Origin of the sequence: Actinokineospora enzanensis DSM 44649 (genome assembly GCF_000374445.1) — a bacterium.
Taxonomy (GTDB): Bacteria; Actinomycetota; Actinomycetes; order Mycobacteriales; family Pseudonocardiaceae; genus Actinokineospora; species Actinokineospora enzanensis.
The window spans coordinates 251,762-264,497 of sequence record NZ_KB894407.1 but is presented as its reverse complement, the minus strand read 5'-3'; the positions used below and the strand labels follow the sequence as shown (position 1 = coordinate 264,497).

At 73.0% G+C, this 12,736-nt stretch carries 13 protein-coding genes; 5 read left to right on the top strand and 8 right to left on the bottom strand.

The features are described 5' to 3' along the window. Position 1: 1 nt before the first annotated feature. The 4 genes from C503_RS0109410 to C503_RS47785 form a co-directional block, all read right to left on the bottom strand. Positions 2 to 367 carry a hypothetical protein gene (locus tag C503_RS0109410; RefSeq protein WP_018681945.1) on the bottom strand — a complete coding sequence of 122 codons (366 nt, stop codon included), beginning with the start codon at positions 365 to 367 and terminating at the stop codon, positions 2 to 4. A 195-nt stretch (positions 368 to 562) separates the two neighbouring features. Beyond that, the gene (locus C503_RS48470; RefSeq protein WP_026316118.1) at positions 563 to 2,773 is read right to left on the bottom strand and encodes an ATP-binding protein; all 2,211 of its coding nucleotides are present in this window, start codon (positions 2,771 to 2,773) and stop codon (positions 563 to 565) included. Next, positions 2,770 to 3,438, bottom strand: coding sequence for a LuxR C-terminal-related transcriptional regulator (locus tag C503_RS0109400; protein ID WP_018681944.1), 669 nt, complete (start codon positions 3,436 to 3,438; stop codon positions 2,770 to 2,772). Before C503_RS0109400 ends, C503_RS48470 begins: the two co-directional genes overlap by 4 nt. Before the next feature lie 188 nt (positions 3,439 to 3,626). Beyond that, on the bottom strand, positions 3,627 to 4,169 hold the full coding sequence (locus C503_RS47785; RefSeq protein ID WP_018681943.1) for a TetR/AcrR family transcriptional regulator: 543 nt from the start codon (positions 4,167 to 4,169) through the stop codon (positions 3,627 to 3,629). A 216-nt stretch (positions 4,170 to 4,385) separates the two neighbouring features. On the opposite strand from C503_RS47785, the gene C503_RS47780 reads away from it, so the two are divergent. From C503_RS47780 to C503_RS0109380, 3 genes are all read left to right on the top strand, one after another. Then, positions 4,386 to 4,976, top strand: coding sequence for a TetR/AcrR family transcriptional regulator (locus tag C503_RS47780; RefSeq protein ID WP_033400445.1), 591 nt, complete (start codon positions 4,386 to 4,388; stop codon positions 4,974 to 4,976). Between the two features lie 227 nt (positions 4,977 to 5,203). Beyond that, a complete protein-coding gene (locus C503_RS0109385; RefSeq protein WP_018681941.1) occupies positions 5,204 to 6,106 on the top strand; it encodes an FG-GAP-like repeat-containing protein in 903 nt (300 codons plus the stop codon). Between the two features lie 132 nt (positions 6,107 to 6,238). Then, positions 6,239 to 7,168 (top strand): aminoglycoside phosphotransferase family protein, encoded by a 930-nt coding sequence (locus C503_RS0109380; RefSeq protein ID WP_018681940.1) that lies wholly within the window; start codon positions 6,239 to 6,241, stop codon positions 7,166 to 7,168. A gap of 62 nt (positions 7,169 to 7,230) precedes the next feature. Here C503_RS0109380 and C503_RS38790 read toward each other — a convergent pair whose 3' ends face one another. Both C503_RS38790 and C503_RS43150 read right to left on the bottom strand, forming a co-directional pair. Beyond that, positions 7,231 to 8,169, bottom strand: a complete 939-nt coding sequence (locus C503_RS38790) for an AMP-binding protein (protein ID WP_169514520.1) — start codon at positions 8,167 to 8,169, stop codon at positions 7,231 to 7,233. A 461-nt stretch (positions 8,170 to 8,630) separates the two neighbouring features. Then, a complete protein-coding gene (locus C503_RS43150) occupies positions 8,631 to 9,527 on the bottom strand; it encodes a winged helix-turn-helix domain-containing protein (protein WP_169514519.1) in 897 nt (298 codons plus the stop codon). A gap of 186 nt (positions 9,528 to 9,713) precedes the next feature. On the opposite strand from C503_RS43150, the gene C503_RS38780 reads away from it, so the two are divergent. Continuing rightward, positions 9,714 to 9,929 carry an MbtH family protein gene (locus tag C503_RS38780; RefSeq protein ID WP_018681937.1) on the top strand — a complete coding sequence of 72 codons (216 nt, stop codon included), beginning with the start codon at positions 9,714 to 9,716 and terminating at the stop codon, positions 9,927 to 9,929. Here C503_RS38780 and C503_RS38775 read toward each other — a convergent pair. Next, positions 9,865 to 11,058 carry a sensor histidine kinase gene (locus tag C503_RS38775; protein ID WP_018681936.1) on the bottom strand — a complete coding sequence of 398 codons (1,194 nt, stop codon included), beginning with the start codon at positions 11,056 to 11,058 and terminating at the stop codon, positions 9,865 to 9,867. The two genes, C503_RS38780 and C503_RS38775, sit on opposite strands and share 65 nt — an antisense overlap. Continuing rightward, positions 11,055 to 11,711, bottom strand: coding sequence for a response regulator transcription factor (locus tag C503_RS0109360; protein ID WP_018681935.1), 657 nt, complete (start codon positions 11,709 to 11,711; stop codon positions 11,055 to 11,057). Before C503_RS0109360 ends, C503_RS38775 begins: the two co-directional genes overlap by 4 nt. A 124-nt stretch (positions 11,712 to 11,835) precedes the next feature. Between C503_RS0109360 and C503_RS43145 the strand changes: the two genes are divergently transcribed. Beyond that, positions 11,836 to 12,447 (top strand): hypothetical protein, encoded by a 612-nt coding sequence (locus C503_RS43145; RefSeq protein WP_018681934.1) that lies wholly within the window; start codon positions 11,836 to 11,838, stop codon positions 12,445 to 12,447. Positions 12,448 to 12,736 lie beyond the last annotated feature (289 nt).

The following is a 12,736-nucleotide window of genomic DNA, read 5'->3' as shown; positions in this document are numbered from 1 at the left end:
TTCATGGGCGCGCGAGCAGGTCCCGGCGCACGGCCAGGCTCAACGCGGCCAGACCGATGCGCGACGCGGAAAGGCCCGGTCCGGTCCGAGGGCGCGCATGGGGATCGCGCGTCCCGATATCGACCTGGCGCGGCATCGTCGTGGGAGTGTCCGCGCGGTCCAGCTCGGCCTGCAGGCGCTCGACGTTCCGCACCAGGACCGCGCGCCGCGCCTCCCGTCGCGCCTGGTCGCCGGTCGGCCGCGCGGCCGGGTCGGCCATGCCCCAGGTCGGCACCGCGCCGCCCGCGAACTCCGACGCGCACTCGATCGCCGCCCCGGCGACGCCGATCAGCAACGTGGCCACGGCCCTCGACAGCCCACCGGTCATGACGTCCACCCGGTGGCGACAGCGGGTCCGACGGGCAGGCTGTGGACGACGGAACGGCCCCTCGGGCGATTTCGGATTCTCATGACGTACCTCGGATATCGTGCCGCGGCGGGAGATCCGCCCAGGAGAATCCTCGGTCACCACGCCATCCGTCCGCTGCCACCAGTGTTGGCGTCACCACAGTTGGCGACACGGTCACCCGTCGCGCTGGACGACCAGGTCGAGCAGGGTGGCGTCGGGGTCGTCGCTGAGCTCGGCGTGCGCCGGGAACGCCGCGGCCAGCGCGGCCGCGCGGACCGGGTCGCCGGGTACGCAGACCAGGCTGACCAGGTCGGTCTCGTCGCGGGCGGACACCGTGAGCACGACCTGGGCCGGGGCGTCCGGTGTGGACAGTGCGGTGGTGAGCACGGCCCCGACCACCGGCGGCGGCTCGATCGTGTCCAGGTCGGCCTGGGTGGTGATCAGGCACCCGGACCGGCGGGCCCGGCTCAGCGCCGCCCGCGCGGTGTCGTCGAGCACGCCCGGGATGTGCATCTCGTCGCGGGCGATGTGCTCCAGCTCCCGCGCGCGGTCCCGTTGCCCGGCGCCCGCCGCGCGGGCGCGGGCGACCTCGCGCAGGAAAGGCAGGATCTCCCGGCCGATCTCGGCCAGCCGCGCGGTGTGCGTGGCCTGTCTGCTCGCCCGCGCCGCCACCCGGCCTGCCAGCGCCGCCCGCCGCTCGTCCAGCCGCAGCACGATCGCGCCGTATCGCGCGATGGTCACCGAGATGCCCAGGCCCATCACCACGCCGATCGCCGGTGAGACGGCCGCGGGCACCGCGTCCACCACGTGCGTGACGGTGAAGTGACCGGTCAGGACCAATGTGCCCAGGCTGATCTCGGCCACCGCCAGCGCCGCGGCCGACTCCCACCACGGCCGGATCGCCGCCAGCAGGGCCAGTACCGGGCTGATCGCGCCGATCGGCCAGGACACGTAGGTGTACAGGCTGTCGGCGGGCAGGGCGAGCTGCGTCCCGACCGCGCTCCCCGCCAGCACGCCCGCGGTCACCCACCCGACCACGGCGTTCACGGGTTCGCGCGCCAGTTCGGTGAGCGCGATGGTCCCCAGCACCAGCAGCCCGAGCCACGACAGCAGCCAGGGCATCGCCGGGCTCGCGCCGAGGTTGTGCACGGCCGGGATGAACAGGCTCGCGAGCAGCGGCAGGCACACCGACCGGACGGGCACGCGGATGTCGGCGACGGCGGCCCGCAGCGCCCGGTCCCGGCGCGTCTCCCAACGGGACGGACCGGCGGCCGCGGCCGGTGCCCACGACAGCAGCACCGTGGTCCCCCGACCCGGCCGGGACTCGATCACCGCCGAGCCACCCGCCTCGACGACCCTGGCCACGACCGAGTCCCGCAGCCCGCGCGCCGACCGGCGCACCAGCGCGGGCCGGAACCCGATCCCCTTGTCCTTGACGCGCAGGACGAATCCGCCGTCCCGGGCGCGCAGCTCGACGTCGGCCTCGGCCACGCGGGCGTGCCGGGCGGTGTTGGACAGGAGCTCGCGCACGGCCAGGCCGATGCTCTCCGCCACGTCGGGCGGCACGAGCACCCGGTCGAGTTGGATGTGTCGCACGCGGACGCCGGTGCCGTCGGTGTGCGCGAGCACGGCGGGCCACAGCTCGACCGGCTCCCCCGTCGGCGGTTCCGGCATGGTCTCGGCGTGCTCGATGGCCCGCGCGGCCTCGGCCCGGACCCGGCCCTGGTCGATGTCCGGGGTGGCCACCGCCCGCAGCGCGGCGGCGATATCGTCGTGCAGCACCCGCCGGAACTGCCGGTGCGCGGTCCGGCGCGCCTCGTCCTCGGCCGCACGCACGCGGTCCCGGTGCAACCGTCCGCGCGCCAGATCGGCCCGCCCACCCGCCTCCCGCAGGTAGGGCGCGAGGAAGTACACGGCGAACGCGGAACCGAGAACGATCCACATGTCCTGCGGCCCGGCGCCCCAGCCGTCGATCCGCACGTTCACCACGAACGTCGACGCCAGCACCGCGGCCAGCAGCAACACCCGGCCGAAGCCCTGGTTGAAGCCCGCGACCAGGATCACCCCGACCGTGCTGAGATTCGCCCTGGTCGCGGCGGGCGCGACGGACTCGGCCGGGACGAGGTGGGCGAGCTGGCAGCCCACCGCCACCACGGTGCCCGCGATCCCGTCGAGCGGGCTGAGGCGGGCGGTCCAGGACCGGACCACGAGCACGACGAGGAAGAGCAGGAACACGCCGCTGGTGACCAGCACGGCCGGGGCGTAGACATCGGTCTTGGGCACGAGCTGGACGGCGGTGATCCCGACGAACACCAGGCTCATCAACGCGAACGCGCGCTGCATCCCGAGTTCGACGGCCTGCGTGTGGGTGCCGCGTGTGGTCACCGGGCGGGATCGCCCGGGTCGTCGTCGTCCACGATGTAGCCGTTGCGTTCCATCTCGGCAGTCAGCGCCATGGCCCCGGACAGCGAGACGCCGATCTCCGCGTAGCGGGCGGCGGCGCGGTCGAGGTAGGTGCGGATGGTCGCGGTGGTGATGTTGAGACGGCGGGCCACCGACGCGCGGGGCAGCCCCTTGGCGATCAGGCGGAGCGTCTCCAGCTCGCGCGGCGCGAACTTCAGGTGCGCCCTGGGGTCGGACGACAGCACGAGCGCGGTGGTGCTGGAGTGGTAGGTCTCCCCCGCCGCGATCGCGCGCACCGCCTCCACCACCCGGTGGGACGGGTCGCCCTTGAGCACGACCCCGGTCGCCCCGGCCGCCAGGCCCATGCCCAGCAGCCCGACCCGGACCTCGTGGGTGTGCAGGGCGACCTTCGAACCCGCCGCGAGCAACGCCGTCACGTTCGCCGCCACGTCCATCTCGCCGGGCAGCTGGACATCCAGCAGCGTGACGTCCGCGCGCGGCCGCCCGGCGGCGACCCACGCGGCGATCGACGGGTGGGCGTGCGCGAACGTCATGTCGTCCTGCTGGGACACGACGGACCGGACGCCTTCGAGGAAGGTGTCGTGGTCGTCGACCGCGGCGACCGTGATCACGCCCGCACCGGTCACCGTTCCCGCCTCCGCATGCCGGTGACATCGCGGATACGGAGCGTGGTGTTTCGTCCGGAGCCGGGTCCGGCCGGAACATCCGCCGCCGAGCCGGGGCATCGGTGTGCTGATCACCGGACCGCGGACCACCCGGTACCGCCGACCGGGCGCGTCGCTGTCGGTGACCAGCTGATCAGGTGCGCTGCCGATCAGGCGCGGGCCAGCATCAGCTCGGCCAGCTCGCGCGCCTGCCGGGCGGGCCGGGCGGAGCGTTCGCGCAGGGCGGTGACGGTGGCGCCGTCGAGCAGCAGGACGAGCTTCTCCGCCAGCCCCGGGTCGGTGTGGCCGCGCGCGGTCAGCCGGTCGCGCAGGAAGGTCGTCAGGGCGATCTTGTGGTCGGCCGCCGCGAGGTGCGCCGCGCTGGCCGGGTCGGCCGCCTCCACCATCGCGTTGATCGAGGCACAGCCCCGGTAGTCGGGGGCGCCGAAGCTCGCCGCCAGCGCGTCGAAGGCGGCCAGCGGGTCGCCGTCGGCGGCGGCCACGGCCTCGCGCAGCCAGGCCAGGCGGTGCGCGCTGTAGCTGCGGATGGTGGCGACGACCAGGTCGTCCTTGCCATCGAAGTGCCGGTAGAACGAGGCCCGGCCGACGCCGGACACGGTCAGCAGCCGTTCGACGCCGACGGCCCGGATGCCCTCGGCGTAGAAGAGCTCCTCGGCCGCGCGGAGGAGGCGTTCGCGGGCTTGGGTCGGCACGGGGTGAGGATACGCGGCTTGACGATGATCGGTACCGATCAGTACCGTCTCGATGACGGAACTGATCGGTACCGTTTCGGCGGGCCGGTCACGGTCCGGATCGATCTGGGGGTCGATCCGGACCTCCGCACTGGGGATGACGCCCGACGCGGCCGACGCCGGACCATCCGTTCGGCGGCATCGGCGTGCCGCCGGACGGAGGACGGGAGAACCGCGATGGCGAGCAGGGTCGGACGCCCGGCACGACTGTCCGTGTCCGCCATCGTGGCGGCGGCGATGACGATCGTCCGCGCCGACGGCGTCGCCGGATTGTCGATGCGCAAGCCGGCCAGGAAGCTCGACTCCACACCGATGGCCCGCTACCACGTGCGGGACAAGGACGAGCTGCTGCTGCTCCTGCTCGACGAGCACGCCCGCGCCTTCCCCCGCCCGCGGCACCCGGCGGAGCCGCGCGCCCGGCTGCCTGCCGCCGCGCGGACCCTGCACGCGGTGCTGGTGGACTGGCCTGCGGCGGCCGGGGTACTCACCGCCGACGACCTGGTGACCCCGTCGGCGCGGTGGGTCGTGGAGGACATCCTGGACGCGGCGATCGCCCGCGGACTGGCTCCGGAGCGGGCGATCCACGCCTATCGGGTCATCTGGTGCCACACAGCGGGTCGTCTGTGCGGCCATCCGCGCCGGACCGACACCGAGGTGGACCCGGACATCCATCCCCGGCTGGCCGAGTTGTGCGCGCGGTGGCCCGCCACGCACGACCAGGACCAGGGGCTGTCCGATGTCGTCACCGGTCTCCTGTCCGTCCACTGAGGATCAACCAGGCCGCGCGCGGATCGTCGTGGTCCGCAGGCACGCGTACGCCACCCGAGTGCCGGGTACGCGGACAGACCCAGAGTGACGGCACTGCGGAAGACGAGCGGTTCGCCCGTCACGGTGGTGTGGGAGCGGGTTTCCTCGCTGTCCAAACGGGAACGGGCCGTCCTATGTTCGCCTGGTTCCGGAGTACCGGACACTTCGCGAGCACCGGAGAGCGAGCAATGAGAAGACTGAGATCCATCTCGGGCATCGGCGCGTTGGTCCTGACGGTGGGGGTGGTGGCGCTCGGCTCCGTCCCGTCGGGCGCGGCGATACCCGGTCCCACCGTGGTGCAGAACGACTACGTGGTCTGGCGACCGAGCAACGGCGTCTGGTACCGCAACAACGGGACCACCACCAGCAGTGTCGCCTGGGGCGTCGCGGGCGACGTGCCGGTCCCAGGCGACTTCACCGGCGACGGCCGCTCCGACTACACGGTCTGGCGGCCCGGCAACGGCACCTGGTATGTCGACAACCGGGTCAACGGCGCCACTTCCGCGACCGGCTGGGGCGTCGCGGGCGACATCCCGGACCCGGCCGACTTCACCGCCGACGGCCGCTCCGACTACGTGGTCTTCCGGCCCAGCAACGGCACCTGGTACGTGCTCGACCCCGCGAACGGGGGCACCGCGACCAGCGGGTGGGGAGTCGCGGGCGATGTGCCGGTGGCCGAGGACTTCACCGGCGACCGGCACGCGGACTACGTGGTATGGCGCCCGTCCAACGGCACCTGGTACGTACGCAACAGCGTGACCAGCGCGGCCACCGCGACCCAGTGGGGCGTGGCAGGCGACATCCCGGTCAAGGGCGACTTCACCGGTGACGGCCGGGCGGACTACGTGGTCTACCGGCCCAGCAACGGGACCTGGTACGTGAAGAACAGCGCGACCAGCACGGCCACCGCCACCCAGTGGGGCGTGGCAGGCGACATCCCGGTCTCCGGCGACTTCAACGACGACGGCCGCGCGGACTACGCGGTCTTCCGCCCGTCCAACGGGTACTGGTACATCAAGGACAGCGTGAGCGGCGCGCAGTGGTCCAGGCAGTGGGGTGTCGCGGGGGACATCCCGGTCTCCTTCAACTGATCTCCCGGCTCGTTCCCGGCGGGCGCACCCCGCCGGGAACGGGCCCGGTAAACGCGTTTGACCCTCCTGGCGGGTGTCTGCCAACCTCGGTGCCAGTCCGAGCAGCAGTCCCGAGCCGCCAGGAGGGTGCCGGTGTCCGCAGGCGACATGTCGTCCACCGAGGTCACGATCAATGTCGGGGTGGTGTCGCGGCTCGTCGCGGACTCCTTCCCCGCGTGGGCGGACCTTCCGGTCACCCCCGTCGCCAAACCCGGTGTGGACAACGCCACCTATCGGCTCGGGTCCGGGATGTCGGTGCGCCTGCCCCGGTTCGAGCGCTGGGTGGGCCAGGTCCATTGCGAGCAGCGGTGGTTGCCCGCGCTGGCCCCACACCTGCCGTTCACCATCCCGCAGCCGCTGGCCCAGGGCGAGCCCACGGCCGAATACCCGTTCCCGTGGTCGGTCTACCGTTGGCTGCCGGGCGATCGCGCGCGTCGCGAGGATCTCGACCCGATGCTCATGGCGGCGGACCTGGCCGCCTTCCTGACCGCGCTGTGGTCGATCGACACCACCGACGGCCCACCTCCGCGCTGGGACAACGGCTTCCGCGGCTGCGCGATCGCCGACGAACGGGACTCGCCGCTCGTCGAGAGCTGGATCCGGGCGCGGATCGCCGACCGGGCCGACCTGATCGACGCCGACGCGGCCACCGCGGTGTACGAGTCGGCGTTGGCGGCGCCGGTACTCGACGGCCCGCCGGTGTGGGTGCACGGTGACCCGGCCGCGGGCAATCTCCTCGCCGCCGACGGGCGGCTCGATGCGGTGATCGACTTCGGCACGCTCGCGGTCGGCGATCCCGCCTGCGACATCGGCATCGCCGCGTGGAGCTGGCTCGACGGGCCCGCGCGGCTCCGGCTGCGGGAACTGCTCCAGGTCGACGACGCGACCTGGGCCAGGGGCCGTGGCTGGGGCCTGACCGCGGTACTGCCGAACCGCGCGGACCTGGCGGCGGGCGGTGACCGGGAACTCCGCGCGCGGACGCTGTTCGAGGATCTGGTGGCCGACCTGGCGCCGAGCACCTGACCTGTCCTCGCGGTCCCCGAACGGTATATCGGCCGGGCCCCTGCTCGCCCGAATGGCGCAGTCTACGGCCGCGCGGTTTCCGCCGCCTCCAACGGGATCAGTGCCTTCCGCGGCAGCGGCAACCCCGTCCCGTACCCGTCGAGCACCGCGTCGCAGTTCGCCGCCGCGGGCGCGTCGACCTGCGCGGACCCGGGCGTGATCACCCGTACGGCGGCCAGGTCCGCGCCGACGGCGAGCAGCTCCCGGAACATCTCCCTGGATGCCACCAGATGCGTCGGCCGATGCCGTTCCACCAGCCCCCGCGCGCTCCCGCAGCGGGACAACAGCAGACTCCCGCCGTGCCGCGCGATCGTGACCGCGATCCCGTTGCCCCCGAACGGCGACGCCAACGGCAGCAGGAACAACACCCGCAGCTCGTCGCCCTCCGGCGCCAACCTCGCCATGTACGCGCCGCGCCCACGCGTGAGGGCGTTGTGCGAGCAGAAGACCAGCCGCTGCCCGTCGGCCACCAGGATCCGCGCCGGTCCGTCCGGCCGTACCTCGGCGGGGTGGAACGCCGACGGGTCCCCCTGCGGCAGCGCGCCCAGAACATGTCGGAATATTCCCAATGCGGCGTGGGCAGGCACCGACTCGGGCATGGTCAACAGAACCACCGCCCGCGCCTTGCGCAGCACACCCCGTCCTTCCTGGGCCGACTTCTCGACCAGGAACGGCAGCGCGACAGCTCCCGCGGCCGCGATGGCCAACTCCGCGACGCACGCCGCCACGCCATTGGGCAACGCGGTCGCCACGACCTCCCCCGGCCGGACACCCAGCGCCGACAGCCCTACCGCCGTCGCGCGCACCCGCGCGTCCAGCTCGGCATAGGTCAGGACCTCGTCGTCCTCGACCACCGCGCACGCGTCCGGCCGTTCCGCCACCCGCTCCGCGAACAGCCGATACACCCCTAGACCGGCGCTGAGCCCGCGAACGGCCCACTGCCTGCGCAACTCGCTCGACACGAGATCACGGGACACATCCACCGCACAGCTCCAGGTCTCAGGCCACGACCAACGCGCTCGGGCATTCGCGTCACCGGCACGGATCCACCGCCCGAGGCCCGCGGTGTCCCTTGTGGACGAAGCGCGAGCGCCGGTCACGGTTCCCGGGGACGCCGTTGTCGCCGGGAAGGCCGCACGTCACCCGGAGACGCGCGACAGGACCGACGCCCGCGGACATCGGGTTCCCGGCGACATGATTACCTGAAACACCTTCTTCCACAACAGTCCCACCACCCCGCCCAACCGGCATTCCCCCCGATGGGCGAGCCGAACCGGCACTCAGCGCAACAACGACCCGACAAACGAACATTCGGCCGAACGTCTCGACGATCCCGACACCGGGCCGGTCGGGTCGATAATCACCCGGATGACCGCCGGAACAGTCGGTGATCGGCAACGATCCACCACCGGATACCGATGGCCTAACCCCGGGCACTGCCCCGCAACAACGCCGCCCCCAATGGCGTCAACGTATGCAGCAGCGCGTTGACCGTGCGCTGGGACGAGATCAATCCGGCCGCCCGCAGGATCGACGTGTGCTGCGACACCGCCGCGGACGAGATGTCCAGGGCGCGGCTGAGCTCCACCGAGGCGCGGGTGTCGGTCAACGCGGCGAGGACGGCGGCCCGGGTCCGCCCCAGCAACGGCCCCAGGGACCGCTGTTCCGCCGTCCCCCCGGACCAGATCCCGCCGAGCAGGGCCCGGTCGAGGGTGACCGGGTACACCAGGGCCACCGGCCGGTCCGCGCGCACCGGCACGATCACCCGGGGCGTCCCGGTCAGGAACGGTGACGGTGCCACGAGGATGCCCCGACCGTCCAGGTCCACCGAGGCCCGGGAGCACGGCACCGCCAGGTCCGGGCTGCACCACTCCATCCGGGGGTGCAGCGACTCCAGCATCCCGGCCAGTCCCCCGGTCGGCAGCACCCGGCACCGGGTGTCGCGCTCGGTCTCCATCTCGGCCATCAACCCGGCCCAGTACGGCGCGACGGCGACCTCGTGGAACTCCCGGACCACCGTCACGACCCGCGAGTCCGTCAGCCCCCCGGACAGCAGGGCGTCGATGGTGGCCCGCTGGCGGCCGATGGTGAGCATCTCTCGCAGCAGGCCGGGCGACCGGTCGGTCAGGGCGCCGTGCACGGCGCGCTGCCAGGCCTCGAAGCCGGTGCGGCAGCGGGTGCGGGCGAGGAGCTCAAGGGCGAGCGCGGTCTCCGGCGCGCGGCCCAGGCTCGGCACCACGCGGACCGTCGCGAGGTCGGCGGCGGTGAAGCGGAGGTGACAGGTATCCGTGGACGTATCTTCCAGAACGACGTTGTTCAACACAGTTCCCCCTGGTGTGTGGCTCCAGTCACGCATATCCGCCTACCGCCCACCACCAGCGAAAGTCGGTCCGCGACGGCCGACGAAGGTGGGAGAACCGTGCGCGACCTTGCCGACACCCTCCGCGTCCGGCCAGACTTGGGGCCCCGGCCGCCGACAGGGCCGTCCACCGTGAGGAGCCGAGCCGTGAGCAACCCGTTCGACGACCCAGACGGTCGGTTCCTCGTACTGGTGAACGCCGAGGGGCAGCACTCGCTGTGGCCCGCGTTCACCGAGGTGCCCGGCGGGTGGACCGTCGCGCACGGGGAGGACACGCGACAGGCCTGCCTCGACTACGTCAACGAGAACTGGACGGACATGCGGCCAACGAGCCTGGTCGAGTCGATGGCGGAGAAGCGGTAGCGGGCAGCGCGACCGTCACCACCAGCCCGCCCCCCGGCCGCGGCACCGCGCGCACGTCGCCGCCGTGCGCCCTGGTCACGGCCAGCACGATGGACAGGCCGAGACCGGCGCCGCCGGTGGCCAGCCGGTCGGCGGCCAGCCTGCGGAAGGGCTCGAACAGGGCCGGGATCTCGTACGGCGGCACCACCGGGCCGGTGTTGGCCACGGTCAGCACCGCCCGACCGGCCTCGGTCCCGGTCGTCACGCTGACCCAGCCGTCGGTCGGGACGTTGTGCCGGATCCCGTTGTCCACCAGGTTCTGCACGACCCGTTCCAGCAGCACGGCGCTCCCGCTGGTCGGCGCCTCCCGCGCGACCACCCGCAGGGTGACCGCGGCCGCCGGGGTCCGGTCGGCCACGTGCTCGACGATGTCCGCGATGTCCACATAGGACCGTTCGAGCGGGGCCCGGTCGGCGCGGGCGAGCAGCAGCAGGCCCTCGACCAGCCGCTCGTGCCGGGCGTTGATCTCCAGCAGGGTCAGGCCCAGCTCACGCACGCCCGGTGCGGCGGGCTCGCGGTGCACGGCCACCTCCAGCAGCGCGCGGTTGAGCGTCAGCGGCGTGCGCAGCTCGTGCGAGGCGTTGGCGATGAACCGGCGCTGGCCGTCGAAGGCGCTGTCCAGGTGGGCGAGCATGGCGTCGAACGTGTCGGCCAGCTCCTTGATCTCGTCGCGCGGACCGGCCAGCGCGATCCGCTCGTGCAGGCCCCGGTCGGCGACCTGGGCGATCCGGCGGGCGGTGTCGGTGACCCGATGCAGCGGTTGCAGCATGCGGCCCGCCAGCAGCCAGCCCAGTGCCACGGCCACCGCTCCCACCAGCACCAGCGCGACGGCGCCCTGGGTGAGCATGGCGGTCAGCGCGTCGTCCCTGGTGCTGTCGGCGACCTGGGCGAGCTGCCCGTACACCTGCGCGGGCTCGCCGAACAGGCCGCCCTCCTTCATCCGGGTGGAGATGACACGGTCGGCCACCGGCAGGGCCTGCGCGACCAGGGCGTAGGTCAGCGCGATCACCACCACACCCGCGGCCAGGAACAGCCCGCCGTGGACCAGGGTCAGGCGGGCGCGGATGGTCAGTCGGGACGGGCGTCTCACGGGATGCGGTACCCCACTCCTGGCTCGGTCAGCACGATCGGCGGGTCGCCGAGCTTGCGGCGCAGCTTCAGCACGGTCATCCGCACGGCGTTGGTGAACGGGTCGGCGTGCTCGTCCCACGCCTTCTCCAGCAGCAGCTCCGCGGACACCGCCGCGCCGTCGGCCCGCAGCAGCTCCACCAGCACGGCGAACTCCTTGCGGGACAGCGGGACGTACCGGCCGTCCCGGAACACCTCCCGCCGGTGCGGGTCCAGCCGGATGCCCGCGCGGCGCAGCACCGGCGGTGCGGCGGGCCGGGCCCGGCGGCCCAGCGCCACCACCCTGGCGGCCAGCTCGGCGAACGCGAACGGTTTGGGCAGGTAGTCGTCGGCGCCCAGGACCAGGCCGGACACCCGGTCGTCGATCTCGGCGGCCGCGGTGAGCATCAGCACCCGGGTGGTCGACTCCGCGTCCACCACCGCCCGGCACACGTCGTCGCCGTGCACCACCGGCAGATCGCGGTCGAGGACCACCACGTCGTAGTCGTGCACGCCCAGCCGCTCCAGCGCGGCGGCGCCGTCGTGCGCGACGTCCACCGCGTGCGCGTCCCCGCGCAGCCACCGGGCCACCGCGTCGGCCAGCAGCGGCTCGTCCTCCACCACCAGGATCCGCATGCGTCCATGGTGGCGGGCGGGCATGTTTCCTGGGCGTCAACGTTTTCGGCGACGCCCGCGAAATCCTGCACCCGCTGTACTGCGTGCCGACGCCGGGACGATCCCGGCGGCCGGAGGGAGCGGAATGCGAAGGAAGATCATCATCGGGGCGGCCGTCCTGGTCGCGGTGGCGGGCAGCGCCACCCAGGCGGACGCGGCCCGGCACGCACCGGCGCGCACGACCGGCCAGGGGGCGGTCGTGGCGGGTGTCCAGGCGGCGGGCGCGCCCGGGAAGTGGGACGAGGCAGGGATGCGGGCGTATGTGCAGTGCATGCGCGATCACGGCATCGACATCGAGGCCGATATCGAGGACGGCCGCATCCAGGTCCGGATCCAGGGCGCGGACAAGGCCACCATCGACGCGGCCGAGCAGGCGTGCGGCGGTGGTCTGCCGAAGGACGAGCCGGGCCCGGGAGCGCTGGAGAAGGCCTGGGAGCTCGTGCGGTGCATGCGCGAGCACGGGATCGCCGCGTTCCCCGATCCCCAGCCGGACGGCGGCATCCGGATCGACTCGGACCAGGGCATCGACCCGATGAGCCCCGAGTTCCTGGCCGCCCAGCAGGCCTGCGATGGCGAGCCGGGCACGACCGAGGGGAAGGTCACGGAGAAACACGGAAAGCCGGACAAGGGCAAGCCGGGCAGGCCGGGTGAGTCGGGGAAGGGCAAGCCGGACAAGCCGGTCCTGACGCACGCCTAGTCGGAGCACGCGGTCGGAACAGGCGTCCGATCACGTCGGTCCGCCGCGGTCCCCGGGTGGCTCGATCGTCCAATCAGGACGGTCGAGCGACCCGTGTGGACCCGCGCGCCCGGTGGACGGTCGACACCGGACACCGGTTCCCCGGGAATTCCTGGCGAATTCCGGCCACCGATCGCCAGCCGTTGCCGACTTTCGCCACAGACCTCGTCCAGAAGGGTGGTCCGCTGACCTGTTCGGGTAGTAAGACAATCTCCCCTTGCGTGCGGCGTGGGCCGTCGATACGTTGTCG